26 protein-coding genes are annotated in these 23,789 nt (G+C 67.0%); 11 read left to right on the forward strand and 15 right to left on the reverse strand.

The window, feature by feature from the left end:
• The first annotated feature begins 574 nt into the window (after positions 1 to 574).
• Positions 575 to 1,216 (forward strand): sigma-70 family RNA polymerase sigma factor, encoded by a 642-nt coding sequence (locus DPR14_RS03545; protein WP_158043943.1) that lies wholly within the window; start codon positions 575 to 577, stop codon positions 1,214 to 1,216.
• A 273-nt stretch (positions 1,217 to 1,489) separates the two neighbouring features.
• Here the strand turns inward: DPR14_RS03545 and DPR14_RS03550 are convergent, their stop codons facing one another.
• The 6 genes from DPR14_RS03550 to miaA all read right to left on the reverse strand — a co-directional run bounded on the left by DPR14_RS03550 (position 1,490) and on the right by miaA (position 7,198).
• Positions 1,490 to 2,086, reverse strand: a complete 597-nt coding sequence (locus tag DPR14_RS03550; protein ID WP_158043944.1) for a hypothetical protein — start codon at positions 2,084 to 2,086, stop codon at positions 1,490 to 1,492.
• The gene (locus DPR14_RS03555; RefSeq protein ID WP_158043945.1) at positions 2,083 to 2,415 is read right to left on the reverse strand and encodes a DUF6364 family protein; all 333 of its coding nucleotides are present in this window, start codon (positions 2,413 to 2,415) and stop codon (positions 2,083 to 2,085) included. The genes DPR14_RS03550 and DPR14_RS03555 overlap by 4 nt, the downstream gene beginning before the upstream one ends.
• A 179-nt stretch (positions 2,416 to 2,594) precedes the next feature.
• The gene (ilvC, locus tag DPR14_RS03560; RefSeq protein WP_158043946.1) at positions 2,595 to 3,614 is read right to left on the reverse strand and encodes a ketol-acid reductoisomerase; all 1,020 of its coding nucleotides are present in this window, start codon (positions 3,612 to 3,614) and stop codon (positions 2,595 to 2,597) included.
• Between the two features lie 91 nt (positions 3,615 to 3,705).
• The gene (gene ilvN / locus DPR14_RS03565; RefSeq protein WP_158043947.1) at positions 3,706 to 4,212 is read right to left on the reverse strand and encodes an acetolactate synthase small subunit; all 507 of its coding nucleotides are present in this window, start codon (positions 4,210 to 4,212) and stop codon (positions 3,706 to 3,708) included.
• 105 nt (positions 4,213 to 4,317) lie between these two features.
• Entirely contained in the window at positions 4,318 to 6,093 is a 1,776-nt protein-coding gene (locus DPR14_RS03570; protein ID WP_158043948.1) for an acetolactate synthase 3 large subunit, read from the reverse strand.
• A gap of 163 nt (positions 6,094 to 6,256) precedes the next feature.
• Positions 6,257 to 7,198 carry a tRNA (adenosine(37)-N6)-dimethylallyltransferase MiaA gene (gene miaA / locus DPR14_RS03575; protein WP_158043949.1) on the reverse strand — a complete coding sequence of 314 codons (942 nt, stop codon included), beginning with the start codon at positions 7,196 to 7,198 and terminating at the stop codon, positions 6,257 to 6,259.
• Positions 7,199 to 7,257: 59 nt separating this feature from the next.
• Between miaA and serB the strand changes: the two genes are divergently transcribed.
• Complete coding sequence (gene serB, locus DPR14_RS03580) at positions 7,258 to 8,169, forward strand: phosphoserine phosphatase SerB (protein WP_158043950.1); 912 nt, start codon at positions 7,258 to 7,260, stop codon at positions 8,167 to 8,169.
• Between the two features lie 16 nt (positions 8,170 to 8,185).
• Here the strand turns inward: serB and DPR14_RS03585 are convergent, their stop codons facing one another.
• Positions 8,186 to 9,358, reverse strand: coding sequence for a hypothetical protein (locus tag DPR14_RS03585; protein WP_158043951.1), 1,173 nt, complete (start codon positions 9,356 to 9,358; stop codon positions 8,186 to 8,188).
• Between the two features lie 197 nt (positions 9,359 to 9,555).
• Between DPR14_RS03585 and DPR14_RS03590 the strand changes: the two genes are divergently transcribed.
• Together DPR14_RS03590 and DPR14_RS28620 are read left to right on the forward strand one after the other, a co-directional pair.
• Positions 9,556 to 11,031 (forward strand): type IA DNA topoisomerase, encoded by a 1,476-nt coding sequence (locus tag DPR14_RS03590; RefSeq protein ID WP_281352677.1) that lies wholly within the window; start codon positions 9,556 to 9,558, stop codon positions 11,029 to 11,031.
• The gene (locus DPR14_RS28620; RefSeq protein WP_281352678.1) at positions 10,980 to 11,663 is read left to right on the forward strand and encodes a DNA topoisomerase; all 684 of its coding nucleotides are present in this window, start codon (positions 10,980 to 10,982) and stop codon (positions 11,661 to 11,663) included. Before DPR14_RS03590 ends, DPR14_RS28620 begins: the two co-directional genes overlap by 52 nt.
• Before the next feature lie 228 nt (positions 11,664 to 11,891).
• Here DPR14_RS28620 and DPR14_RS03595 read toward each other — a convergent pair whose 3' ends face one another.
• Positions 11,892 to 12,623 (reverse strand): superoxide dismutase, encoded by a 732-nt coding sequence (locus DPR14_RS03595; RefSeq protein WP_158043952.1) that lies wholly within the window; start codon positions 12,621 to 12,623, stop codon positions 11,892 to 11,894.
• 497 nt (positions 12,624 to 13,120) lie between these two features.
• Here DPR14_RS03595 and DPR14_RS03600 point away from each other — a divergent pair, with 497 nt between their 5' ends.
• On the forward strand, positions 13,121 to 13,621 hold the full coding sequence (locus tag DPR14_RS03600; protein WP_246148803.1) for a hypothetical protein: 501 nt from the start codon (positions 13,121 to 13,123) through the stop codon (positions 13,619 to 13,621).
• A 24-nt stretch (positions 13,622 to 13,645) separates the two neighbouring features.
• Here the strand turns inward: DPR14_RS03600 and DPR14_RS03605 are convergent, their stop codons facing one another.
• Positions 13,646 to 14,014 carry a cupin domain-containing protein gene (locus DPR14_RS03605; protein WP_246148807.1) on the reverse strand — a complete coding sequence of 123 codons (369 nt, stop codon included), beginning with the start codon at positions 14,012 to 14,014 and terminating at the stop codon, positions 13,646 to 13,648.
• A 185-nt stretch (positions 14,015 to 14,199) separates the two neighbouring features.
• On the opposite strand from DPR14_RS03605, the gene leuC reads away from it, so the two are divergent.
• From leuC to DPR14_RS03625, 4 genes are all read left to right on the forward strand, one after another.
• A complete protein-coding gene (leuC, locus tag DPR14_RS03610) occupies positions 14,200 to 15,606 on the forward strand; it encodes a 3-isopropylmalate dehydratase large subunit (RefSeq protein WP_158043954.1) in 1,407 nt (468 codons plus the stop codon).
• A 15-nt stretch (positions 15,607 to 15,621) separates the two neighbouring features.
• Positions 15,622 to 16,233: a 3-isopropylmalate dehydratase small subunit gene (gene leuD / locus DPR14_RS03615; RefSeq protein WP_158043955.1), complete on the forward strand. Its 612-nt coding sequence runs from the start codon at positions 15,622 to 15,624 to the stop codon at positions 16,231 to 16,233.
• Positions 16,234 to 16,311: 78 nt separating this feature from the next.
• Positions 16,312 to 17,424, forward strand: coding sequence for a 3-isopropylmalate dehydrogenase (leuB, locus tag DPR14_RS03620; RefSeq protein WP_158043956.1), 1,113 nt, complete (start codon positions 16,312 to 16,314; stop codon positions 17,422 to 17,424).
• A gap of 133 nt (positions 17,425 to 17,557) precedes the next feature.
• On the forward strand, positions 17,558 to 18,403 hold the full coding sequence (locus tag DPR14_RS03625; protein ID WP_158043957.1) for an RpnC/YadD family protein: 846 nt from the start codon (positions 17,558 to 17,560) through the stop codon (positions 18,401 to 18,403).
• Positions 18,404 to 18,815: 412 nt separating this feature from the next.
• On the opposite strand, the gene DPR14_RS03630 is transcribed toward DPR14_RS03625, so the two are convergent.
• Complete coding sequence (locus DPR14_RS03630) at positions 18,816 to 19,157, reverse strand: hypothetical protein (protein WP_158043958.1); 342 nt, start codon at positions 19,155 to 19,157, stop codon at positions 18,816 to 18,818.
• An 80-nt stretch (positions 19,158 to 19,237) separates the two neighbouring features.
• Here DPR14_RS03630 and DPR14_RS27105 point away from each other — a divergent pair, with 80 nt between their 5' ends.
• Positions 19,238 to 19,381 (forward strand): hypothetical protein, encoded by a 144-nt coding sequence (locus DPR14_RS27105; RefSeq protein WP_192499250.1) that lies wholly within the window; start codon positions 19,238 to 19,240, stop codon positions 19,379 to 19,381.
• A 33-nt stretch (positions 19,382 to 19,414) separates the two neighbouring features.
• On the opposite strand, the gene DPR14_RS27110 is transcribed toward DPR14_RS27105, so the two are convergent.
• The 3 genes from DPR14_RS27110 to DPR14_RS03640 are packed head-to-tail and all read right to left on the reverse strand — an operon-like array spanning position 19,415 to position 20,159.
• The gene (locus DPR14_RS27110; protein WP_192499251.1) at positions 19,415 to 19,552 is read right to left on the reverse strand and encodes a hypothetical protein; all 138 of its coding nucleotides are present in this window, start codon (positions 19,550 to 19,552) and stop codon (positions 19,415 to 19,417) included.
• The gene (locus DPR14_RS03635) at positions 19,549 to 19,812 is read right to left on the reverse strand and encodes a hypothetical protein (protein WP_158043959.1); all 264 of its coding nucleotides are present in this window, start codon (positions 19,810 to 19,812) and stop codon (positions 19,549 to 19,551) included. The genes DPR14_RS27110 and DPR14_RS03635 overlap by 4 nt, the downstream gene beginning before the upstream one ends.
• On the reverse strand, positions 19,809 to 20,159 hold the full coding sequence (locus DPR14_RS03640) for an Mpo1-like protein (RefSeq protein ID WP_158043960.1): 351 nt from the start codon (positions 20,157 to 20,159) through the stop codon (positions 19,809 to 19,811). Before DPR14_RS03640 ends, DPR14_RS03635 begins: the two co-directional genes overlap by 4 nt.
• 160 nt (positions 20,160 to 20,319) lie before the next feature.
• Here DPR14_RS03640 and DPR14_RS03645 point away from each other — a divergent pair, with 160 nt between their 5' ends.
• On the forward strand, positions 20,320 to 21,339 hold the full coding sequence (locus DPR14_RS03645) for an aspartate-semialdehyde dehydrogenase (RefSeq protein ID WP_158043961.1): 1,020 nt from the start codon (positions 20,320 to 20,322) through the stop codon (positions 21,337 to 21,339).
• A gap of 181 nt (positions 21,340 to 21,520) precedes the next feature.
• Here DPR14_RS03645 and pdxY read toward each other — a convergent pair whose 3' ends face one another.
• Both pdxY and DPR14_RS03655 read right to left on the reverse strand, forming a co-directional pair.
• Positions 21,521 to 22,381 carry a pyridoxal kinase PdxY gene (pdxY, locus tag DPR14_RS03650; RefSeq protein ID WP_158043962.1) on the reverse strand — a complete coding sequence of 287 codons (861 nt, stop codon included), beginning with the start codon at positions 22,379 to 22,381 and terminating at the stop codon, positions 21,521 to 21,523.
• Positions 22,378 to 23,736: a GGDEF domain-containing protein gene (locus DPR14_RS03655; RefSeq protein WP_192499252.1), complete on the reverse strand. Its 1,359-nt coding sequence runs from the start codon at positions 23,734 to 23,736 to the stop codon at positions 22,378 to 22,380. The genes pdxY and DPR14_RS03655 overlap by 4 nt, the downstream gene beginning before the upstream one ends.
• Positions 23,737 to 23,789: the final 53 nt, after the last annotated feature.

Here is a 23,789-nt window from a genome sequence, read left to right on the forward strand (position 1 = left end):
CGTCAGCGCCCAGGCCCGGTATGTCTAAAGCAAGGGCAGGGTGTCCCGCAACCGTTTTCAGACTGAAGCCCCGGATGCCGCGGGACAATTCGGGGGCCGTCCCGAGGCGCGGGAACGGGGTCGTGACATGGAAATAGCTGCAAACCGCCAGAATATGACGTTGGGGGTAGCGTTTTGTTTCTTAAAGATAGGTCGTGTTGCGGGGCCGGGGTCCCATATCCTACAAATAACGACGACGCTCCATCGATCCGGCGCCGGAGAGTCACGCAGGATGTAAACCGCTGATATCGCAAAAGATCACGCGATCTACACCGCATTCTCACGGAGCAGGGATTTTTTCGCGGGTCGTTGGAACAAAGCGGCGTCCCAAGGTTTTACTGCCCAGGAGTTCGTGCGTCTGACGCGCGGTGCGTGTCCAGTCGCGGAACCGGGCGGTGGTTCATCCAAACAGGCCGGCGTCGCCGATCCGAGGCGGTGGCCGGCTGATCAGGAAGTGGAAAAATGGTGTTGCGCTCAACCATCCCATCCTTAGTCAACAGCGCGAAGACGAATATGTCCGGGGAGGCTGTCACACATGTCTGAGAACACGCTTGACCGGTTGGAACAGGAAATTCCCGCTCTGCGCCGTTTCGCGCGGGCTCTGGTCGGCCATCCCGAACGGGCCGACGACCTTGTCCAGGACACCCTCGAGCGGGCCTTGACCCGTCTGGACAGCTATACGCCGGGCACCAACATGCGCGCCTGGCTCTTCACCATCCTTCGCAACGCCCATATCAACGAACTGCGCCGCGCCCGCACCACCGCGACCCCGGACGAGACGCTGGAAGCGCTGAGCCCGCCGGCCCCGGCCGCCCAGGAGCACGGCCTGGCCGTCCGCGACCTGGAGCGGGCCCTGGCCCGGCTGACACCGGAAATGCGCGAGGTGCTTCTGCTGATCGGCCTCGAAGGCATGAGCTACGAGGAAGCGGCCGACGTGCTGGGCGCCAAGGTCGGCACCGTCAAGTCGCGTCTCTGCCGTGGCCGCGAGGCGCTCCGTCGGCTGATGGACGGCGAAGTGGGAGAGGACGGCGTGACCCGGTTGCCCGGTCGCCCGCTGACCCCCGCCACCAGCCGCGAGATGGCCGCCGTCGTCCTGGCCTTCCAGCGCTCGGCCGCCGCCGCCGCGCGGACCGTGCACATGGGCATGGACATCGAGGAGCGCCGCACCGGTACCTGACCCGGCATCGTCCGCAAACCCGAAATTGAAAGAGGCCGTCGTTCTTAGGAGCGACGGCCTCTTGACATACTTTGCTTCAATTTATCTTATTGCTATTTAAGTGATAGATCAGTTTTATGAACTCGGATGAGAGAAGCTTCTGAGCATATAAATTCGCAGTATATAAGCCTGATGACCGGCGGCTTCTATCGCTGGTTTGAACGTATCAGAGTATCGCTTGTCGAACTACCGGCGCGAGTCGCGGCCTGACGGCGGCGCTGGCGTAGCGAATGACTACGACGAACTCCATGTGCTGCCAATGGCTGCCGGATCATCGACCCCATCCGGCAGGTCGGCGAAGGCACGCGTGTCCGCAGGGCGCCGGTCCGCCTTCGACGGATGCGTCATGTCGTGGATGATGGCGTCCGCCGATGGGATAACGCCGACCCGCTCCAGGCCCCGTAGCAGTCCAACGGTCGAAAGCAGGTGAAGGTTCGGCGGCTTGTTGAAGACGCGGATCCCGGCGTCCTCGAACAGGATGGCCACGGGTTCGCCAACGCTGACATACTTGCGCAGGCCATCGTCCGATGACATGAAGTCAACGATGGCAAGTTCGCCGGCGTTCTTCTTGAACTTCTTCCCCGTGCGCCGTTTTTCGCGCTCCTGTTCGCCAATCTCAGTGTTCTCGATGATGAATGGTGGCTGGTTGCTGTCGATGAACGCCTTCACGGCCCGGTCCTTGGGATAGGATAGGTCGCTGGTCAACTCGTCGTAGACTGCATCGACCACGATCAATCGCATGTCGAGAGCCAGTAGCAGATCCAGCCGGTCGGCCACCCAGAGACTGTTGAACGGCCCCGCATCGGGAATGATGACGGTGCATCGCTTCAAGACTGCTTCCAGAGTTTGGCGAAAGTCACAGCCTGGTTTTCGACGTCATGGGGTGGCGGCAGCGGCATCGGCAGGTCGGCATCCCCAAGCGCGACGAGCAATTCGGCGTAGTCGCGCAGCCCGAGAAGTCGAATGGCCTCGTTCCTAGCCAAGCGTCCCTGCGAATACGCCAGCAACGGATCGTCCGTGACGGGGGCGGTGCCATCCGAGGTCACCGCCTCCAAGTGCTCTCGGACAATTGCCGTCATCGTCGTCCCATGCGCGGCGGCATACGATTTAGCCCGAGCCACAAGATCGTCTGGTAGGTTGAGCGTCGTGTTCCTCAGCATATCGCACCTCCCTACGTCACATATATATGTGAAAGCCGCTTCCGGGATCAATGCCATGCCGGAAGCCAGACCAACGCAAGGTGCGAACAGAGCCCTTTATTCGACGTTCGCCGGCCGGAGCCTGGGAACCGGGGTCCGACCCCGGTTCCCCTCGTCGGCACCGACGCAGGGCGCCCCGATCAGTTCTTGGTCTTGTCCACCAGCTTGTTGGCGGAGATCCAGGGCATCATGGCGCGCAGCTTCTCGCCGACTTCCTCGATCTGGTGCTCGGCGTTGCGGCGGCGCATGGCCTTGAAGCTGGGCTGGCCGACCTTGCACTCCTGGATCCAGTCGCGGGTGAAGCGGCCGGACTGGATGTCGTCCAGGATGCGCTTCATCTCGGCCTTGGTCTCCGGCGTCACGACGCGCGGGCCGCGGGTGTAGTCGCCGTACTCGGCCGTGTTGCTGATCGAGTAGCGCATGTTGGCCATGCCGCCCTCGTAGATCAGGTCGACGATCAGCTTGACCTCGTGCAGGCACTCGAAATAGGCCATCTCTGGCGCGTAGCCGGCTTCCACCAGCGTCTCGAAGCCGGCCTGGATCAGCGCGGTCAGGCCGCCGCACAGCACGGCCTGCTCGCCGAACAGGTCGGTCTCGCACTCTTCCTTGAAGGTCGTCTCGATCACGCCGGCGCGGCCGCCGCCGTTGGCCGAGGCATAGGAAAGCGCCAATTCAAGCGCGTTGCCCGAGGCGTTCTGGTGCACCGCCACCAGCGAGGGGACGCCGCCGCCGCGCACGTACTCGCTGCGGACGGTGTGGCCGGGACCCTTCGGCGCGATCATGAACACGTCGATGTCGGCGCGCGGCTCGATCAGGTTGAAGTGGACGTTCAGGCCGTGGGCGAAGGCCAGGGCGGAGCCTTCCTTCATGTTCGGGGCGAGGTGGTCGCGGTACAGGTCGGCCTGCAGCTCGTCCGGGGTCAGCACCATGATCACGTCGGCGACCTTGGCGGCCTCGGCCGGGGTCATGACGGTGAATCCGGCGGCTTCCGCCTTGGCGCCGCTCGGGCTGCCCGGACGGGCGCCGACGATCACGTCCTTTACGCCGCTGTCGCGCAGATTGTTGGCATGGGCATGGCCCTGGCTGCCGTAGCCGACGATGCAGACCTTCTTGCCCTTGATCAGGTTGACGTCGGCATCACGATCGTAATAGACGCGCATGGTGGATGTTCCTCGGTTTTCGCTACAGTCGGATGTTTCCGGGCACAATAGGCCGGGTTGGTGGCTGGGGAAAGTTCCGCGCTTTCGTTTTTTACAGGCTGGCGGCGCCTTTGGAGATGGCGGCGGCGCCGGTCCGGCTGACATCGACCAGCCCGAGCTGACGCATCAGCCCGATGAAGTCGTCCAGCTGGGCCGCCGTGCCGGTCATCTCGAACACGAAGGAGTTGAGCGTGGCGTCGACCACGCGGGCCTTGAAGATGTCCGCGATGCGCAGGCTCTCGATCCGGCGGTCGCCGGTTCCCGCCACCTTGATCAGCGCCAGCTCGCGCTCGATGAAGGGGCCCTCGTCGGTCAGGTCGCGCACCCGGTGGACCGGCACCAGCCGGTCGAGCTGGTTCTTGATCTGCTCGATGATCATGCGGGTGCCGCTGGTCACGATGGTGATGCGCGAGACCTGCTGCTCGGAATCCACCTCGGCGACGGTCAGGCTCTCGATGTTGTAGCCCCGGCCGGAGAACAGGCCGATGACTCGGGCGAGCACGCCCGGCTCGTTGTCGACCAGGACCGAGATGGTGTGCTTTTCGATGTTGGTTTCCACGGGACGGGCTCCAGCAGGGATGGCAGTGTGGCGGTTGGTATCGGCGCATGACGACCGGCCCCGCTCCGTCGCGGGGCCTGTCCTTCTACCGCGGAAAGCGGCGCCTTATACCAGGACCATGCCTTCCTCGGGAGTGCTGTCCCGCTGCATGCCGTTGCCCTGCTGGTCCGCCGGGCCCAGCAGGATCTCGTTGTGGGCGCGGCCGCCGGGAATCATCGGGAAGCAGTTTTCCTTCTGGTCCACGCACATGTCCACGATCACCGGGCGGCGGATGTCGATCATCTCCTGAAGCACGGAGTCCACCTCCGACACCTTGGTGGCGCGCAGTCCCACGCCGCCGAAGGCTTCCGCCAGCTTGACGAAGTCGGGCAGGGCCTCGCTGTAGCTCTCGGAATAGCGGCTGCCGTGCAGCAACTCCTGCCACTGGCGGACCATGCCCATGTACTGGTTGTTCAGGATCAGCACCTTGATCGGCAGGCGGTACTGCACGGCGGTCGCCATCTCCTGCATGTTCATCATGAAGGACGCCTCGCCCGAGACGTCCACCACCAGCGCGTCGGGGTGGGCGATCTGGGTGCCGATGGCGGCCGGCAGGCCGTAGCCCATGGTGCCCAGCCCGCCCGAGGTCATCCAGCGGTTCGGCTCCTCGAAGGGGATGAACTGGGCGGCCCACATCTGGTGCTGGCCGACCTCCGTCGTGATGTAGGTGTCGCGGTTGCGGGTCAGCTCGCGCAGCCGCTCAAGCGCGTATTGCGGCTTGATCACGGGGTCGGTGTGGATGTAGCGCAGGCAGTCGCGGCCCCGCCACTCGGCGATCCGGGCCCACCACTGCTTCAGCGCCTCCTTGTCCGGACGCTTCTGCCGTGCCTTCCAGATGCGGATCATGTCTTCGAGGACATGGGCGCAGTCGCCGACGATCGGCACGTCGACCCGGACGTTCTTGTTGATCGAGCTGGGGTCGATGTCGACATGGATCTTCTTGCTGCCGGGCGAGAACTCCGACAGCTTGCCGGTCACGCGGTCGTCGAACCGCGCGCCGATATTGATCATCACGTCGCACCCGTGCATCGCCAGGTTGGCCTCGTAGGTGCCGTGCATGCCCAGCATGCCCAGGAACTGCGGGTCCGACGCCGGATAGGCTCCCAGGCCCATCAGGGTGTTGGTGCAGGGATAGCCCGTCATGCGGACGAACTGGGTCAGCAGCTTGGACGCCAGCGGGCCGGAATTGATCACGCCGCCGCCGGTGTAGAAGATCGGCCGCTTGGCGTTGGCGATCAGTTCGATCGCCTCCTCGACGCGGGCGATCTCCGGCTTGACCTGCGGGCGGTAGGTCTTGTGCCTGACCTCGTTCGGCGGCACGTACGGGCCGTCGGCGAACTGCACGTCCTTGGGAATGTCGACCACGACGGGGCCGGGGCGGCCGCTCTTCGCGACCCAGAAGGCCTCGTGCATGGTCCGCGCCAGGTTGGCGACGTCCTTCACCAGGTAGTTGTGCTTGGTGCAGGGCCGGGTGATGCCGGTCGTGTCCGCTTCCTGGAATGCGTCGTTGCCGATCAGGTGCGTCGGCACCTGGCCGCTCAGGCACACGATCGGAATGCTGTCCATCAGCGCGTCGGTCAGGCCGGTGACCGCGTTGGTGGCGCCGGGGCCGGACGTTACGAGAACGACGCCGACCTTGCCGGTCGAGCGCGCATAACCTTCCGCCGCATGGACGGCCGCCTGTTCGTGACGCACCAGGATGTGGCGCAGGTCGTTCTGCTTGAACAGGGCGTCATAGATCGGAAGTACCGCGCCGCCGGGATAGCCGAAAATGACGTCTACGCCCTGGTCCTTCAGGGACTTGATGACGATCTCCGCACCGGTCAGCTTGTTCTCGGACATCTTTGACTACCTTCGTGTGTAGCGCACCCGCGCGCACCGCGGATGCCTCGTCTCCGTCTATGAAAATCCCGCTGTTTCTCAGGAATTTCAGCAAGTTGGTACTTCGGCCCGGGGCTGTGCCGAGGGCCGGGAAGCCGCAACCTAATCAAAACATTTTCCAGGGTCAACCTGTTTTGCGAATTATGTTGCGAACGGCTTGTTGCATGCTTTCTGAATCTTGCGCGTTAATCACATGGCTGCCATGCGCGGGGCCGAGTTGGTGGCGGAACCAGGTGCCCTGCCGTTTGGCGTAGCGCCGGGTCGCCGTCTTCGCGGCGGCGACGGCGTCCTCCAGCCCGCCCTCGCCGCGCAGATAGGCCGAAAGCTCGGGCACGCCGAGCGCCTTCATGGCCGGCAGGCCGGGGGACAGGCCCAGCTCCAGCAATGCTCGGACCTCGTCCAGAGCGCCGCGCTCCATCATGGCGTCGAAGCGCCGGTCGCAGGCGGCGTACAGCGCGCCGCGCGGCGGATCGACCACGAACGGCACGAAGCGCAGGCCGGGCGGCGGGCCGGCCGCCGGGTCGGACTGCCAGTCGGTGATCGACCGGCCGGTCGCCTCCAGCACCTCCAGCGCGCGGCTCAGCCGCTGGCTGTCGCCCGGCTTCAGACGGGCCGCCGTGGCGGGGTCGCGCCCGGCCAGCAGCGCGTGCAGGCCGGGTCCGCCCAGCGTCTCCCGGCGCTCCCGCACGGAGGCGCGGACCGCCTCGGGGATCGGCGGGATGTCGGCCAGCCCCTCCATCAGCGCCCGGATATAGAGGCCGGTGCCGCCGACCACGATCGGCAGCCGTCCGGCCTTGTGGGCCTCGCGGATCTCCGCCAGGGCCAGCGCCTGCCAGCGCGCGGCCGAGCAGCGTTCGGCGGCGGACAGCGCGCCGTAGAGCCGGTGCGGCGCCCGCGCCTCGTCCGCCGCGGTCGGCCGGGCGGTCAGGACCGGCAGCTCGGCGTAGATCTGCATGCTGTCGGCATTGATGACGGTGCCGCCGAATTCCTCGGCCAGATCGAGCGCCAGCGCGGATTTGCCGCTGGCGGTAGGTCCGCCGACGACGACTACGGGTTTATCTGGCATGGACAACGCTTGGTGAGACATTTCATAAAGGCGGCCGACCCTCGCCCGCGGATACTTCCATGAACAATGTCCTGACCCTGATCGCCGATCCCGCCGCCGCCGACCTGGACGATAGCACGGTAGCGCTCGCGCGCGCCGCCCTGAAGGACCTGGGCGCCGAAACCGGCGCTCCGGACTGGCTGGCCGGCGGCATCGCCTGCGACGTCCCGTTCGACGGGCTCAACTGCGACCAGGCCGACGCGGCGCTTCACACCGCCTTGCCCGGGCGTCCGGTGGACCTGATCACCCAGCCGGTCCAGGGCCGCCGCAAGCGGCTGCTGGTGGCCGACATGGAATCCACCATCATCCGGCAGGAGATGCTGGACGAACTGGCCGAGCTGGTCGGGCTCAAGGACCTGATCGCCGGGATCACCTGGCGCGCGATGAACGGCGAGATCGACTTCAAGGACGCGCTGCGCGAGCGGGTGGCGCTGCTGAAGGACCTGCCGGTCGAATCCCTGGAGCAGGTTTACGGCAGGGTCGAGCTGATGCCGGGCGCGCTGGCGCTGGTCGCGACCATGAAGGCGAACGGCGCCTACTGTATCCTGGTGTCCGGCGGCTTCAAGTTCTTCACCGAGCGGGTGCGCGCCACGGTCGGCTTCGACGAGGACCAGGCCAACGATTTCGAGATCGCGGACGGCCGGCTGAGCGGCCGGGCGGTCGAGCCGATCCTGGACAAGGACGCCAAGGTGGCGGCCCTGATCCGGGTCGCCGGCGCCCGGCGGATCCCGATCCGGGAGTCCATCGCGGTGGGCGACGGCGCCAACGACCTGCCGATGCTCCAGGCCGCCGGGCTGGGCGTCGCGTTCCACGCCAAGCCGGCGGTGGCGGCCCAGGCGCGGGCTCGGGTGGAGCGCTCCGACCTGACCGCGCTGCTCTACGCCCAGGGCTACCGGGCCGAGGGGATCCAGGCGCCCCGCCAGATCTCCTGACGCCCGGCGCTCTCCGTCACGCCGACTTCCGCTCCGTGTCCGGAGAGTCCCCGGACGCGGGCTGGGTCGGTGCCGGCGCGTCCGCCGGCGGGGCCGTCTCCGGCTCGCCGGCGGCGGGCGCCATGGCCGCCGCCGCAGCCGTCGCCGCCGCGGCGACCGCCGCCGCGGCGACCGCCGCCGCCGCCGCGGCGCTGGTCGCCAGAGAGCCCGGGGCACCGTCCGCCGGAGCCTGCGCGTCGGCCGGCGCTGCCGCGGGAGCGGGGGAGGGGGCCGGGGCGGGTGCCGGGGCCGGGGCGGGTGCTGGAGCGGGCGCGGGGATCGGGGCCGTGTCCGAAGCCGCCGGGGCCGGGCTCTGGGCGGGGGCCGCCGGCGCGTCCGTCTTCTGCTTGAACAGGGATTCCACGGTGTCCACCAGCCGCTGCAGGATCGTGTAGACCAGCGTCGCCGAGAAACCGCCGAGCAGCGCCAGCAGCGGCTTGCTGAAGGTGGCCGCCGCCGAGGTCGAGGTGACCGCCCCGGTCGCCTGGTCGATCTCCGGCCCGATCGGGATCATCTGCGACAGGACGAGCCCGGCGATCACGCCCAGGCCGATCCGGATCCAGTAGGAGGATTCGAAATGCGGGTCGTAGGTGCCGGCCCCGATATAGGTGTGGGCGATGAACAGGGCGTGGAAGCACCCGCCCATCGCCGCGGCGCTCATCAGGAAGAGCAGCACCAGGAGGCTTTCCATCCCGCTCATGGAATAGATGTCGGACGCGAGGTTGGTGAGGTTGACCGAGTCCGACAAGCTGGTCAGCACGAACAGCAGGGTGAACAGCGTGGCGCCGACCACCAGCCGCCGGATCGCCGGCAGCGGTCCCAGGCAGGAGACCCAGCCGTTCCGCGCCCGGTCGATCTGGAGCAGGTAGATCGTCCGGGGCGACGCCGGCGCCACCACCTTGGCCAGCTGGGTATGGATCGCGCCGAGCGTCGCGAGCGGCACCCCTCCGGAATTCACCGCCGTCTCGACCAGGTCCAGCGACTGCATCAGCGGCTCCGGTATCGCGGTCCCGGTGCCCATGGCATGCCGGGCCATGGCATCGCATTCCAGGGCGATCCGCCGGGTCAGGGTGACTTCCCCCCGCTCCGCTTCGGGCAAGCCGTTCGCGGCCGCCAGCTGGGCTATTCTGTTGACCGATATATCCGTCACGGTCCGTCTCCAGGAGATTGACAACCGAAAGAATATGAAAATTCGCACGAAATATAAATAAATATATAAAAATCATTTGAAATGCCACCGGGGCGTGTCCGGTTGCGCCGGAAAACTGCAACCGCCTGCCGATGTTCTTGATTTGTTTGCGCGCACCCCTTAGTATCGGCCCGTCATCACAGCCCGGCATGCTTCCCATGGCGACCGTCATCATCACGGAAAAATCCAGTCAGGCCAAAGACCTGCGCGCCGCGCTGGGCGACCGGTTCGGCCGCATCCTGCCGGCGGAGGGGCACCTGCTTCGGCTGGCCGAGCCGGACGAGGTCAATCCCGCCTGGAAGCGCTGGTCCTCGGCCCTGCTCAAGCCCGACGGGCTGTACCCGACTCGGCCGGACCCGAACGGCAACAAGCCGGCCAAGTTCCAGGCCATCGCGGCGGCGCTCAAGGGCTGCGACCGGGTGATCCTGGCGACCGACTGCGACCGCGAGGGCCAGCTGATCGGGCAGGAGATCCTGGAGCATGTGGGGTTCCGCGGGCCGGTCCTGCGCGCCATCTTCACCGCGCAGGACCCCAAGACGATCCGCGACGCCTTCGACCGGCTGAAGCCCAACGCCGAACTGCGCCCGGTCTACGAGGCGGCGGTCGCTCGCCAGCAGGCCGACCAGATCTTCAACCTGTCCCTGACCCGCACGGCGACCACGACCCTGCTGGCGCCGGGCGTCAAAGGCGTCATCGGCATCGGGCGGGTCAAGACGCCGACCCTGGCGATCGTCTGCCTGCGCGAGCTGGAGATCCTGAACTTCAAGCCGGAGGATTATTTCGAGGTCACGGCCACCGCGACCGTTGAGGCCGGCAGCTTCCTGATGCGCCACGCCCCGCCGCCCAAGGACCGGATCAAGGACCGCGCCCGGGCGGAGGCGATCGCCGCAGCCGCCGAAGGCTGCCGGGGACCCTTGGCGGTGACGGTGGAGGAGAAGCGGCAGGGTCCCCCCCGCCTGTTCGACCTGCCCGCGCTCCAGAAGACCTGTGGCCAGCGCTGGGGCTGGAACGCCGACAAGACCCTGGCGGTCGCCCAGGAACTGTACGACGGCGACGGCAAGAAGCTGATAACATATCCGCGCGCCGAGGCCCGGTACCTGTCGGAGAACCAGATCGACGACGTGCCGGCGATTGTCCGGGCGCTGACCGCGCTGCGGGGCTTCGCCCACCTGGACATTTCCCGCCCGGTGATCCGCAAGGGCAAGTCCGGCCACTTCCACGACAAGTCGCTGGAAGGCGTTTCGCACCACGCGATCGTTCCCAACGTCAACGTCCTGAACGACCTGGAACCCCGGCTGGCCCGGCTGAGCGACGACGAGAAGCGGCTGTTCGCCCTGATCTGCCGGTCCTACCTGGCGATCGTGATGCCGGACTACGAGTACCGCCAGACCACCATCACCATGCCGGTGCCGGTGCCGCCGGGCAAGTCGGTGGAGTTCCGCACAATCGGCCGCGTGCCGATCCGGCTGGGCTGGAAGCAGGTCTTCGGCGGCAACGAGCCGGGCGCCCCCGCCGAGCCCGAGAACGAGCAGACCCTTCCCCCGTCAACGACGGCGACCCCGCCACCCTGTCCGACGCCAAGGTGGAGGCCAAGCGGACCCAGCCGCCGCCCCGCTACAACGAGGGCACCCTGATCGACGCCATGCAGAACGCCTGGCGCTTCGTCGAGGACGCGGCGCTCCGCGACCGGCTGAAGGAGGCCAAGGGCATCGGCACGCCGGCGACCCGCGCCGAGGTGATCAAGGGGCTGAAGCGGCAGAACATGCTGGCGGCCGACGGCAAGCTGGTGGTTCCGACGCCGGCCGGGCTGCACCTGTTCGAACTGCTGCGGACATCGGCGCCCGTGCTGGTCGATCCCGGTACGACGGCCGTCTGGGAGATGCGCCTGGACGAGATCGTGACCGGCCGGGCCGAGTTCCGCCACGTCATCGACGGCATCGCGACGGAGGCCGAACGCCTGATCGGCGCCCTCCGGTCCCGCCGGGGCACCGCCCTCGACCTGGGCGCCCCAGCCCCTCCCGTCGGCAAGACCCCGTCGAAGCGCCGCGCCGCAGCCCCCAAGGCACCGGGAGCCCCCCGCAAGCGCAAATCCGCCGCACCGCGCAAGGCCGCGCCCAAGCCGTCCGGCAAACCACCCACCGACAAGATGCTGGCCTTCGCCAACAGCCTGGCCACCCGCAAGGGCGTCCCGCTGCCACCGGACGTCAAGACCGATTTCGATGCCTGCCGCAAGTTCCTGGACGAGCACGCCAAGGTCTCGTCCTGATACAACCTTAGGTCGGCCTTCGCCCGTCAGGGCGAACGCCGACACCCTGCGTCAAGGCTCCGGCCACGCTGTCGGCGTCGGCCTTCGGCCGAGGCCGACCTACGATAAATCAATCAAAACCACGGTGCCGAGCCACTAGAGCGAAGCGGCAGCCGACACCCACGCGCCGGCTTCGTCGGGTGCCGCTTCGCTCTACCCGACCTGCATCCACAACCCCGAATACATGCCTCAGACCGTCAGCGTCCCCGCCTTGGCGGCGGCGTAGCGTTCGCCGACCTTGGCCCAGTCGACGGTGTTCCACCAAGCCTTCAGGTAATCCGCACGCCGGTTCTGATAGGTCAGGTAATAGGCGTGCTCCCAAACGTCGTTGCCCATCAGGACGCGCTTGCCGTCCATGACAGGCGTGTCCTGGTTCGGCCGGCTGTCCAGCGCCAGCTTGCCCTGGCGGTCCACCGTCACGAACACCCAGCCGGACCCGAACACCCGAGTACCGGCGCCGTTGAACAGCTCCTTCATGGACTCCAGGCCGCCCAGGTCGCGGTCGATCGCCGCCTTCAGGTCGCCCGCCGGGGCACCGCCGCCCGGCCCCATGATCTGCCAGAACATGGTGTGGTTGGCATGGCCGCCGCCATTGTTCCGGATCGCCGTCCGGACCGCCTCGGGCATCTCGCCGAGCTTCGCCAGGATGTTCTGGAGCGGCATCTCCGCGACCCTGGAATGGTCCTTCACCGCCGCGTTCAGATTGTTGACATAAGCCGCGTGATGGCGCCCATGGTGGATCTCCATGGTCTTCGCGTCGATATGCGGCTCCAGCGCCGACGGCGCATAGCCCAGCGGCTCCAGCTTGAACGGCCCCGACGGCGCCTGGGCCCACGCCCGGCCCACCGCTCCGTCCACCAGCGTGACCATCGAGACAGCCCCCGCAGCCGCAAGAAATCCGCGGCGCCCCAACATCAGCATCGCTCGTGCCCTCCCTGATGCAGTCCTCGACCGGCGCCGGTATCCCTTGGGCGGGTCTCAGCGCCACCGATTGCTAGATGGGATCGGTTGCTGCTTCTACGAGGCGGGACAAGATGCCTTACCCCACCGTTCCGAACATCGCGGTAGGATGCCGACCGATCTTGCGGAGAGGACCGTGAAATGGCGATGAGCCGGGGGAGTGCTGGGAGTACCCAGAAAAAGCTGCGCCCTGGGCGCATGCCGAAGGCAGAGGCGGGTCCAGGGCGTACCAAACGATAATGTCTATTGGACCCGACTCCGTCAAGAAGGCTTTTACCTACACCGAAGAGAGGCTTGCCGTCCTCACGGCTTCGCTATCGCCCCAGCGGCTGAGGTCATACCTTTCCAGTATGGACGGCGATCGGGAACGTGCGATCCGATTGTACGCGTGGAATGCGACTGTCAGCGCCGCCTTCTATGAACCGCTCCAAGGACTCGAGATCGCATTGCGGAATGCGATGCATCGTGAGCTCACGGCGAAGTTCGGCCTCCTCTGGTACGAGAATCCCCTATGCGGGCTGGACACCAAGACCCTTGCGAAGCTCGCCGCGACCCGGGCCGAACTGCTGCGGGACAGGTACGACGACACTCCGCCCCAGATCGTGTCCGCTCTCTCGTTCGGCTTCTGGATCGCGTTGCTGGGACCGGGCGGGCAGAGTCCCTTTTCCGGACGGGCCAATTATGAAATGACGCTCTGGCGGCCAGCGCTGTTCAAGGCATTCCCTCACAAGAGGATCAGCCGCAAGGCGGCGCATGCGCCCCTGGATTATCTCAGGGTATTCCGTAACCGGATCGCACACCATGAACCGATCTTCAACCGGCATCTGGCCAGGGATTACGAGTCCATCCTCGAAGTCACGGGCTGGATCTGCCCGGCGACCAGGGACTGGATCGCGCACCACAGCCGTGTCGGCGAAGTCCTTGACGCCCGGTACAACGATCCGGCCCCGGAGATCTGAAAGCCACCCCGGAACTCCCGCCTCCTACTCCACCGCCTCGAACGTCGCATAAAGCTTCCGCGCCCGCTCCACCACCTCCCACGTCCCCACGAACCCCGCCGGCATCACGAAGGCGTCTCCCGCCTTGAAGGTCCGCTCGCCGCCGGCCTCGTCCCGCACCACGACCACGCCGGACAGCAGGTGGCAGAACTCGTTCTCGGTGAAGTTCACCCGCCACACGCCGGGGGCGCCCTCCCAGACGCCGGCCGAGAACTGGCCGGTTGCATCGGTGAAATGGTTCCACGCCAATTGATCGGGAGACCCGGCCAGGATGCGCTCTTCGTCCGGGCGTATCATGTACTCCTCGGATGGCGTCTCCCCGATCACGGCGAGGTCGGAGACATGTTTCGACATGAAATTTCCTTTTTCCGGTGACGCCGTACACCCGGTGCCCCGAAATGCACGGGCTGTATTGCATTAAAGTCTAGTCCCTTGAGACGCGAAGGGGCAGGGGCTATGTTGACGCCCAGAGGCGAGTCCGGCCGCTGGGCCGGGCAGTTCGGGTCCCCCGATGGAACGTGAATCAGAGAATTAAACAAATGGCCAAGCCGCGCACTCTCTTCGACAAGATCTGGGACAGCCACGTCGTCCACCGCCAGGAGGACGGCACCTGCGTCCTCTATATCGACCGTCACCTGGTGCACGAAGTGACCAGCCCGCAGGCTTTCGAGGGACTGCGACTTGCCGGGCGCAAGGTGCGCCGGCCGGAGGCCACGCTGGCCGTCGCCGACCACAACGTGCCGACCGGCGACCGCAGCGAAGGCATCGCCGACGAGGAAAGCCGCATCCAGGTCGAGACGCTGGAGATGAACGCGCGCGACTTCGGCGTGCCTTATTACGCGATGGACGACATCCGCCAGGGCATCGTCCACATCATCGGGCCGGAGCAGGGCTTGACCCAGCCGGGCATGACCATCGTGTGTGGCGACAGCCACACCGCGACCCACGGCGCGTTCGGCGCGCTGGCCTTCGGCATCGGCACGTCCGAGGTCGAGCACGTGCTGGCGACCCAGACGCTCCAGCAGCGCCCGGCGAAGAACATGCGCATCACGGTCGACGGCGACTTGGCCCTCGGCGTCACCGCCAAGGACCTGATCCTGGCCGTGATCGGCGTGATCGGCACCGCCGGCGGCACCGGCCACGTCATCGAATACGCCGGCAAGGCGATCCGCGCCCTGTCCATGGAAGGCCGGATGACAGTCTGCAACATGTCGATCGAGGCGGGCGCCCGCGCCGGCCTGATCGCCCCCGACGACACCACCTTCGATTACCTGAAGGGCCGCCCCCACGCCCCCAAGGCCGGCGCGTGGGAGCAGGCCGTGGCATACTGGCGCACGCTGCCCAGCGACGAGGGTGCGGTCTACGACAAGGAAGTGGTGCTGAAGGCGGAGGAGATCGTGCCGCAGGTCACCTGGGGAACCAGCCCGCAGGACGTGCTGCCGATCACCGGTTCCGTGCCCGACCCGGCCGACATCGCCGACAAGGCGAAGCGCGCCGCGATCGAACGCGCGCTGGACTACATGGGCCTGACTCCCGGCACGCCGCTCAATCAGGTCAAGGTGGACAAGGTCTTCATCGGCTCCTGCACCAACGGCCGGATCGAGGACCTGCGCGCCGCGGCCACGGTCGCCAAGGGCCGCAAGGTCGCCGACGGCGTCTACGCCATGATCGTCCCCGGCTCCGGCCTCGTGAAGGAGCAGGCGGAGGAAGAGGGCCTGGACGTGATCTTCAAGGAGGCCGGCTTCGACTGGCGCGAGCCCGGCTGCTCCATGTGCCTCGCCATGAACGCCGACAAGCTCAGCCCCGGCGAGCGCTGCGCCTCCACCTCGAACCGCAACTTCGAGGGCCGGCAGGGCCGCGGCGGCCGTACCCACCTGGTCAGCCCGGCGATGGCCGTGGCGGCGGCGGTGACCGGCCACCTGACCGACATCCGCGAACTCGCCTGAGGAGCGTCCCGCATCATGGAAAAATTCACCACGCTGACCGGGGTCGCGGCCCCGCTGCCGATCATCAACGTCGATACCGACATGCTGATCCCCAAGCAGTTCCTCAAGACGATCAAGCGCACCGGGCTGGGCAAGCACCTGTTCGACGAGATGCGCTACACCCCGGAAGGGGAGGAGAAGCCCGACTTCGTGCTGAACAAGCCGGCTTACCGCCAGACGAAGATCCTGGTTGCCGGCGACAATTTCGGCTGCGGCTCCTCGCGCGAGCACGCCCCCTGGGCGCTGGCCGATTTCGGCATCCGCTGCGTCATCGCTCCCAGCTTCGCGGACATCTTCTACAACAACTGCTTCAAGAACGGCATCCTGCCGATCATTCTGCCGCCGGAGCAGGTGGACCTGCTGATGGACGACGCCGAGCGGGGCTCCAACGCCGTCGTCTCGATCGACCTGGAGAAGCAGGAGATCACCGGTCCCGACGGCGGCAAGATCCGGTTCGAGGTGGATGCCTTCCGGAAGCACTGCCTGCTGAACGGCCTGGACGACATCGGGCTGACGCTGGAGCACGCCGGCTCGATCGACACTTACGAGACATCGCAGCGCGGCACGCAACCTTGGCTGTGGGCATAGCGCATCAGGGGAGCTTTTCAGGAGCGCCGCGGCGCACTACAAAGCTCCCCAACAGAAAATCCATGGAGTGAACACGCGATGTCCGCCAACAAGAAGCTGCTGATACTGCCCGGTGATGGCATCGGCCCGGAAGTGATGCGCCAGGTGCGGCGTGTGATCGACTGGATGGATCGCAAGAGGCGTGTGACTTTCGACGTTCAGGAAGGTCTGGTCGGCGGTGTCGCCATCGACCACTACGGCGTTCCCATTTCCGACGAGACGATGGCCGACGCCATGGGCGTCGATGCCGTGCTGCTGGGTGCCGTCGGCGGCCCCAAGTGGGACAATATCGGCTTCGACAAGCGGCCCGAGGCCGGCCTGCTGCGCCTGCGGAAGGAACTGGGCCTGTTCGCCAACCTGCGCCCGGCGATCGTGTTCGACGCTCTGGTGGACGCCTCCACCCTCAAGCCGGACATCGTCCGCGGCCTCGACCTGATGATCGTCCGCGAGCTGACCGGCGGCGTCTATTTCGGCGAGCCCCGCGGGATCGAGGACCTGCCCGACGGCCAGCGCCGCGGCGTCAACACCCAGGTCTACACCACGTCGGAGATCCACCGCGTCGCCCGCGTCGCGTTCGAGCTGGCGCGCAAGCGGCAGAACAGGCTCTGCTCGGTCGAGAAGGCCAACGTGATGGAATCCGGCCTGCTGTGGCGGCAGGAAGTGACCAAGCTGCACCAGGCCGAGTATTCCGACGTCGAGCTGACGCACATGTACGCCGACAACTGCGCCATGCAGCTGATCAAGAACCCCAAGCAGTTCGACGTCATCGTCACCGACAACCTGTTCGGCGACATGCTGTCGGACGAGGCGGCGATGATGACCGGCTCGCTCGGCATGCTCCCCTCGGCCTCGCTGGGCGCCCCCGACGATACCGGCCGCCGCCGCGCCCTGTACGAGCCGGTCCACGGCTCCGCCCCCGACATCGCGGGCCGCGACCTCGCCAACCCGATCGCGACGCTGCTCAGCTTCGCCATGATGCTGCGCTACTCGTTCGACATGAACGAGGACGCCGACCTGATCGAGAAGGCGGTCCAGACCGTGCTGAACGGCGGCACCCGCACCTCCGACATCATGGCGCCGGGCATGGCCCGCTGCTCCACGTCGGTGATGGGCGACTCGATCGTCCGCGTGCTGGACAAGATCGCGTCCTGAACCGATCCGAAGCGCGGGCCGGCCCCGGCCCGCGCTTTCAGGATTCCCGATACGCCTCGCGTCACCGCGCCGCATCGACCATCGCGCGCAGAACCGCCATCAGATGCATGCGGAAGCATGCAGGGGGCGGCTGGTGGGTCACGATTACGATGCGACGATCAAGGCGCTGGTCTGGACCGGCACCCCGGCCCTGCTGCGCATGCTGACCGGCGCCGACGTCGAGCGCTTCGTCCCCACCGAATTCGCCAGCATCCGCCTGCGCCGCCCCGACATGGTGGCCGAGCTGGCCGGCGGCGGCGTCTTCCACCTGGAATTGGAATCGGGCAGCTCCCCCGGCATCGTCTGGCGGATGTACGAGTATTACGGCCTATTCTCCGAGCGCTACGGCAACGCGCCGGTCACCCAGCTCGTGCTGCGCCTCGGCGAGCGCCGGGCCGACGAGCCCGCCGGCATCTTCCATCCCAACCTGAACTTCCGCTTCGAGGTCCGCTACATCGCCGACTTCGACGCCGGCCCGCTGCTCGACAGCCCGTCGCCCGACGACGCGGTACTGGCAATCCTGTGCAAATGCGACGATATTCGAGAGCGCGTGCGCGCGATCCTGAAGCGGCTCGCGACACTCGGCAGGCGAGACCGGAACGACGCGGCCAACCGGCTCCTGACCCTGTCGAAACTGCGGAAAGCCGCCCCGGTCGTGGTAGAGGAGGTCAGGAACATGGCAGTGCAGTTCACCCTGGAAGAGTACCCGCTGTACGACGAGGCGTTTGCGAAGGGCATGGCCACGGGCATGGCCAAGGGGAAGGTGAAAAGGCTGCTTCGCCTTATCGAGCGCCGTGTCGGAACGGTTCCCGACAGTGTGGCCGAGCGCGTTCGCAACGGTTCGGCCGAAGATCTTGACCGTTGGTTCGACGCCATCGACGACAGCCGGAACCTGACCGCCGCCGATCTCGACTCTATTCTCGACCTGCGGACGAACTGACATGCCGCTTCCTGGCAGACGACCTCCCTGATCGGCAGAGCACCCCATCCTCGTAGGTCGGACTTCGCCCGCAGGGCGAACTCCGACACCAGCCACCGACTTGTCCATCATGGAAGACCGGTGCGATGGCAGTGGAGTTCATGCTCGAAGAATACCCGCTTCTACGACGAGGCGTTCGCCAAGGGCTATGCCAATGGCCAGATCAGGTGCCTGCTCCATGCGATCGAATGCCGCTGTGGATCAGTTCCCGACCACGTGCCTCACCGCATACTCGCCGGCTCGAACGAAGACCGCGACCGCTGGTTGACGCCATCACCGGCGCCGACAACCTGACCGCCGCCGAACTCGACGCGATCCTGACCCTGCAACCGGCCAGACATCGCCACCCACTACGCTTGCAGACGTTCGGGACCTATCCGCGCTTGCCCATGATCTCGCCTGCTTCCCGCTTAGCCGCCTCCGCTCCCGCCGGATCACCCATTCGCTCAAGACAGCGGGCCGGATTGGAAAGGCTTTGTGCCAGATCACGCGCGAACCGGGCGGGTAACGCCCCGGCGAGCCGCCGCCGTATCTCGACGGCATCGCGGATGGTGTCGAGCGCCGCGCCATTGTCGCCGGCAGCACCGAGGCGGCCGGACAGGTTATCCAGAAGGCGGGCGCGCTTCCCCTCCTCAATACCATCCACTTTCAGAAGCGCACGGCCAATGGCCGCCAGTGGAGCCAGCCGGAAAGTCACCTGCTCCGAAGAGGCCATCGCCCTCCAGCACCCGGCCACGCCCGGATACGCTCCACCGCCTCGATCAGCCACGACACCAGTGACCGGGGACTCTCCCCATGCAGCGTCGCGATGTCATGCGCGAGGCGCCCGAGACGGTCGATCTCGACCGTTTCCGCATGGGCGAGTGCTGCGGCCAGCCAGTCGGGCGCGGCTTGCGGACGTTTGTAAGGCACCCGATGCAGCAGTTCGGCAGCTACTAGATCGGGCTGCGGCGCCGGGACCCGAGCGCCCTTTCACCAGCCCAGCGCATCGACCTTGTCCACGACCCGGTCCGGACCCGGCAGGCCGATGTCGGGCGCCGTCGCGGCCTTGGGCCATCCGTTCGCCTCCGCCACCTTGTCGAGCAGGCGCCCGCGATCATCCCCCTTCACGGGAATTTCCGGCTGTTCTCCACCAGCAGCACATACAGTTCCTTGATGAAGTCCTGCTGCTTCAGCCGGCCGAACGGCAGGTTGTCGCAGGCGAAGTCCACCAGCCCGTCCGAGGCCCTGGTCGGGACGATCTCGAACCCGGCCTTGCGCAGCGCGATGATCACCGCCGTGGCTTGCTTGACGTAATCCTCGTTGAAGAACGACTTGTCCGCGTCCTTGATCGCCAGGGCGATCGTGTCGCGCAAGAGATTGGTGCTCACGCCGGCTCCCGTCTGGAGGTGTGGTCCGCGTGACGGCGCATCTCGGCATCCAGGCGCCCCGTCACGAACAGGAAGAACATGCGGAAATCGCTCGCCAAAGACCAGAGCGGATAGGTGAAGGTGGCCGGCCGGTTGCGTTCGATCGCCAGGTGGCTGATCCAGGCGAAGGCATAGCCGGACACGACGGCTGCCAGCGCCAGCCACGGGTCGAGCGTGATCGCCGCCGCCGCCAGCAGGACGAGGGCCAGCGCGGTGCCGGCGAAGTGGAAGGCCCGGGTGCCCGGCCGGCTGTGCTCAGCCAGGTAATGGGGCCAGAACTCGCGATACGTGGAGTAGTCACGCGCCATATGGTCCTCCAGGGATCATCCCGCCGATCCCACCGAATCGCCCCCGTCCTTGCAAACAGGCGGCGCGGGGCATAAGTCAAGTACCCTTGACGGATAGTCACGGGCGCCGCCGCACGGCGCGCGTCCGGCCCGATACCCAGAAAAGAAACAGGAACGCATCATGGGCTACAAGGTCGCGGTCATCGGCGCCACCGGCAATGTCGGGCGCGAGATGTTGACCACCCTGGCGGAGCGCAATTTCCCGGTCGACGCCGTCGCCGCCCTCGCGTCGGAGAAGTCGATCGGCACGCAGGTCTCGTTCGGCGAGAAGGACATCCTGGATGTCCAGGACCTCGCCAAGTTCGACTTCCGGGGCTGGGACATCGCGCTCTCGTCGCCCGGCAGCAAGGTCTCCGCCCAGTTCTCGCCCAAGGCCGCCGGCGCCGGCTGCGTCGTGATCGACAACACGTCCCATTTCCGCATGGAACCGGACGTGCCCCTGGTCGTGCCCGAGGTCAATCCCGAGGCGCTGGCCGGCTACACCAGGCGCAACATCGTCGCCAACCCCAATTGCTCGACCATCCAGATGGTGGTGGCGCTGAAGCCGCTGCACGACCTCGCCCGCATCAAGCGCATCGTGGTCTCGACCTACCAGTCGGTATCGGGGGCGGGACGTGACGGCATGGACGAGCTGTTCAACCAGACCCGCGCCATCTACGTGAACGACCCGGTCGAGAAGCGCAAGTTCGACAAGCAGATCGCCTTCAACGTCATTCCCCACATCGACAGCTTCATGGAGGACGGCACCACCCGGGAGGAGTGGAAGATGATGGTCGAGACCAAGAAGATCCTCGACCCCCGCATCACCGTCACCGCCACCTGCGTGCGCGTGCCGGTCTTCATCGGCCACGCCGAGGCGGTGAACGTGGAGTTCGAACGATCGATCAGCGCGGACGAGGCGATCGAGGCGCTGCGGGAGGCGCCCGGCATCACCGTGATCGACCACCGCACCGATGAGGGCTTCGTCACCCCGGTGGAATGCGCCGGCGACGACCCCGTGTTCGTCTCGCGGATCCGGGAGGATTTCTCGGTCGAGAACGGCCTGAACCTGTGGATCGTCGCCGACAACCTGCGCAAGGGCGCCGCCCTCAACGCGGTGCAGATCGCCGAACTGCTGATCCAGGATCACCTGCGGAAGTAACGGGCGGTAACACGCCTCCTTCATCATGACCGGACTTGATCCGGTCATCCACGCGCGAACTCCATCATGCTGGTTCGCGCGTGGATGCGCGGGTCAAGCCCGCGCATGAGGAGATCAGGTGCCGGATCACCGTGGATCATCCCTGTCCATCGCCGTAATCTGTGGCAAAAATTCCTTTTCCCTACCGCACCTTGGCGACGTCGAACAGCCGTCCCGGGCGCACCAGCTCGTCCTGGGCGGCGATCAGCTGAAGCTCCCGCGTGCCGGCCTTCAGGGTCGCGGCGAACACGGCATAGATCGCCGCCGCGGCGTGGCCGAGCGCCGCCGCCGCATCGCCGGTCTCCAGGTACTTCGCCAGGAACACCGCGGCCACGCAGTCGCCCGCCCCGTTGGGCGGCGGGTCGAGCGGCAGGCGGGGGGTCGCCACCACATAGGCGCCGTCCGGCGTGTCCAGCAGCATCTCGATGGTGTCGGAGGCAGCTTCCGCACGGGTCAGGCTGGTCAGAAGCACCAGCTTCGGCCCCAGCGCGCGGACGGCCGACGCGGCGGCCAGGGCGTCCTCCATCGAGCGGATCTCGTGCCCGGTCAGGAACTCCAGCTCGAACTGGTTGGGGGTGATGATGCCGGCGGCCGGGACCGCATGCGCCCGCATGAAGCTCCGGATGTCCTCGCTGACGAAGAAGCCACGCCCAACGTCGCCCATCACCGGGTCGCAGCAATAGACCGCCCGGGGGTTGCCGGCCTGGACCCGGCGGACCGTCTCGACGATCACCTGGCCCAGGGCGGCCCCGCCCATGTAGCCGGACAGCACGGCGCCGCAGCGGTCCAGGCCGCCGCGCTGGCCGATGCCGTCGATCACGTCCGCGATATGCTCGGGCGTGAAGACCTGGCCGGTCCAGGACCCGTAGCCGGTATGGTTGGAGAACTGGACGGTATTGACCGCCATCGCGTCGAACCCGAGGCGCTGGAGCGGGAACACGGCCGCACGGTTGCCGACATAGCCGAAGGCGACGTGGGACTGGATGCTGAGGATCTGTTTCATGGCGCCGCCAACGGTGCCACAAGCTCGCGCGCCGCACCAGCCCGCATGACGCGGTTCCGCCCCGCGGCCTTGGCCTCGTAGAGCGCCTGGTCTGCCCGCGCCAGCGGCTGCTCGATCCGGCTGTCGTCGCGCCGGCCCTCGGCCACGCCCAGGCTGACGGTGAAGCGGATCCCGGCGTCGGGCGCGCCTGCGGCGGACATGGCGGGCAGGCGCAGGCCGGCGACATGGTGGCGGACCCGCTCCGCCACGGCCACGGCCTCGTCCTCGCGGGCCTCGGGCAGCAGGACGGCGAACTCCTCGCCGCCCATGCGGCCGGCCAGGTCGTTCTCGCGGATCACCGGGCGGAAGGCGGACGCCAGGAGCATCAGCGCCTCGTCGCCGACCGCGTGCCCGTAGGTGTCGTTGATCCGCTTGAAATGGTCGACATCGGCCATGATCAGGCTGAACGGGGTGCCGGACCGGCGCAGCCGCGCCATCTCGCGCTCGGCGCAGTCGAGCAGGTGGCGCCGGTTTGCGATGCCGGTCAGCGGGTCGGTGGTCGCCAGCAGCACCAGCTCCGCCTCGGTCCGCTTGCGGCCGGTGATGTCCCGGATCATGGCGGTGAAGATCGGGCCTTCCGGTCCCGCGGAGCGGGACAGCGAGATCTCGACCGGGAAGCCGGTGCCGTCGCGGTGCCGGCCGCTTACCTCCGGCCGGTCGGCCATGACCTGCGAGGTCACGGCGTTGCGCAGGAACTCGCCGAAATGGGCGGAATGCCGGGCGTGAAGCGGTTCGGGGATCAGGCGCGACAGCGGCTCGCCCAGGATCTCGTCGGTGCGGTAGCCGAACATCAGTTCCGCCGCAGGATTGAACAGGACGATGCGCTGGCCGGCATCGACCGACACGACCGCGTCGTGGGCGAGGTCCAGGATGTTTTTCAGCCGCGCCTCCGACCGGCGCAGCCGCTCCTCCAGCTGGCCGCGCGCGATCGCGTGCCGCACCGCGCGCTCGATCATGGCGTCCTCGAACTCGCCCTTGACCAGGAAGTCCTGGGCGCCGGCCTCGACCGCGGCGAGCGCCATGTCGTTGTCGCTCAGCCCGGTCAGGACGATCAGGGGCACGGTGGGGGCGGCGCGGCGAATCACGCCGATGGTCGGGAAGCCCTGGCTGTCCGGCAGCGACAGGTCGAGCAGGACGACGTCGAACCGCATCTCCGCCAGCAGCTTCAGCGCATGCGCCAGCGTCTCGACCCAGGTCACCTCGAACTGGCCGCGCCGGCCTCCAAGTGCCCGGGTGACGAGACCGGCGTCGCCCGGCTGGTCCTCGACGAGCAGGACGCTTATGGTCTCGACGGTATGGCCTGCGGGAGTGAACATTCTATGGCGGTCCGCCATCCGCCAGGGGGAGCGGAGCCTCCCGGGCATGGGCG

The sequence above is a fragment of the Skermanella pratensis genome (assembly GCF_008843145.1).
Classification (GTDB): domain Bacteria; phylum Pseudomonadota; class Alphaproteobacteria; order Azospirillales; family Azospirillaceae; genus Skermanella; species Skermanella pratensis.

What these genes read in the sequence shown, in the direction of transcription:
- DPR14_RS03545 (WP_158043943.1), top strand. Translation starts at nt 575, where the DNA reads ATGTCTGAGAACACGCTTGACCGGTTGGAACAGGAAATTCCCGCTCTG.
- DPR14_RS03555 (WP_158043945.1), bottom strand. Translation starts at nt 2,415, where the DNA reads ATGCTGAGGAACACGACGCTCAACCTACCAGACGATCTTGTGGCTCGG.
- ilvC (WP_158043946.1), bottom strand. Translation starts at nt 3,614, where the DNA reads ATGCGCGTCTATTACGATCGTGATGCCGACGTCAACCTGATCAAGGGC.
- DPR14_RS03570 (WP_158043948.1), bottom strand. Translation starts at nt 6,093, where the DNA reads ATGTCCGAGAACAAGCTGACCGGTGCGGAGATCGTCATCAAGTCCCTG.
- miaA (WP_158043949.1), bottom strand. Translation starts at nt 7,198, where the DNA reads ATGCCAGATAAACCCGTAGTCGTCGTCGGCGGACCTACCGCCAGCGGC.
- serB (WP_158043950.1), top strand. Translation starts at nt 7,258, where the DNA reads ATGAACAATGTCCTGACCCTGATCGCCGATCCCGCCGCCGCCGACCTG.
- DPR14_RS03590 (WP_281352677.1), top strand. Translation starts at nt 9,556, where the DNA reads ATGGCGACCGTCATCATCACGGAAAAATCCAGTCAGGCCAAAGACCTG.
- DPR14_RS03595 (WP_158043952.1), bottom strand. Translation starts at nt 12,623, where the DNA reads ATGCTGATGTTGGGGCGCCGCGGATTTCTTGCGGCTGCGGGGGCTGTC.
- DPR14_RS03600 (WP_246148803.1), top strand. Translation starts at nt 13,121, where the DNA reads ATGCATCGTGAGCTCACGGCGAAGTTCGGCCTCCTCTGGTACGAGAAT.
- DPR14_RS03605 (WP_246148807.1), bottom strand. Translation starts at nt 14,014, where the DNA reads ATGTCGAAACATGTCTCCGACCTCGCCGTGATCGGGGAGACGCCATCC.
- leuC (WP_158043954.1), top strand. Translation starts at nt 14,200, where the DNA reads ATGGCCAAGCCGCGCACTCTCTTCGACAAGATCTGGGACAGCCACGTC.
- leuD (WP_158043955.1), top strand. Translation starts at nt 15,622, where the DNA reads ATGGAAAAATTCACCACGCTGACCGGGGTCGCGGCCCCGCTGCCGATC.
- leuB (WP_158043956.1), top strand. Translation starts at nt 16,312, where the DNA reads ATGTCCGCCAACAAGAAGCTGCTGATACTGCCCGGTGATGGCATCGGC.
- DPR14_RS03630 (WP_158043958.1), bottom strand. Translation starts at nt 19,157, where the DNA reads ATGGCCTCTTCGGAGCAGGTGACTTTCCGGCTGGCTCCACTGGCGGCC.
- DPR14_RS27105 (WP_192499250.1), top strand. Translation starts at nt 19,238, where the DNA reads ATGCAGCGTCGCGATGTCATGCGCGAGGCGCCCGAGACGGTCGATCTC.
- DPR14_RS03640 (WP_158043960.1), bottom strand. Translation starts at nt 20,159, where the DNA reads ATGGCGCGTGACTACTCCACGTATCGCGAGTTCTGGCCCCATTACCTG.
- DPR14_RS03645 (WP_158043961.1), top strand. Translation starts at nt 20,320, where the DNA reads ATGGGCTACAAGGTCGCGGTCATCGGCGCCACCGGCAATGTCGGGCGC.
- pdxY (WP_158043962.1), bottom strand. Translation starts at nt 22,381, where the DNA reads ATGAAACAGATCCTCAGCATCCAGTCCCACGTCGCCTTCGGCTATGTC.
- DPR14_RS03655 (WP_192499252.1), bottom strand. Translation starts at nt 23,736, where the DNA reads ATGTTCACTCCCGCAGGCCATACCGTCGAGACCATAAGCGTCCTGCTC.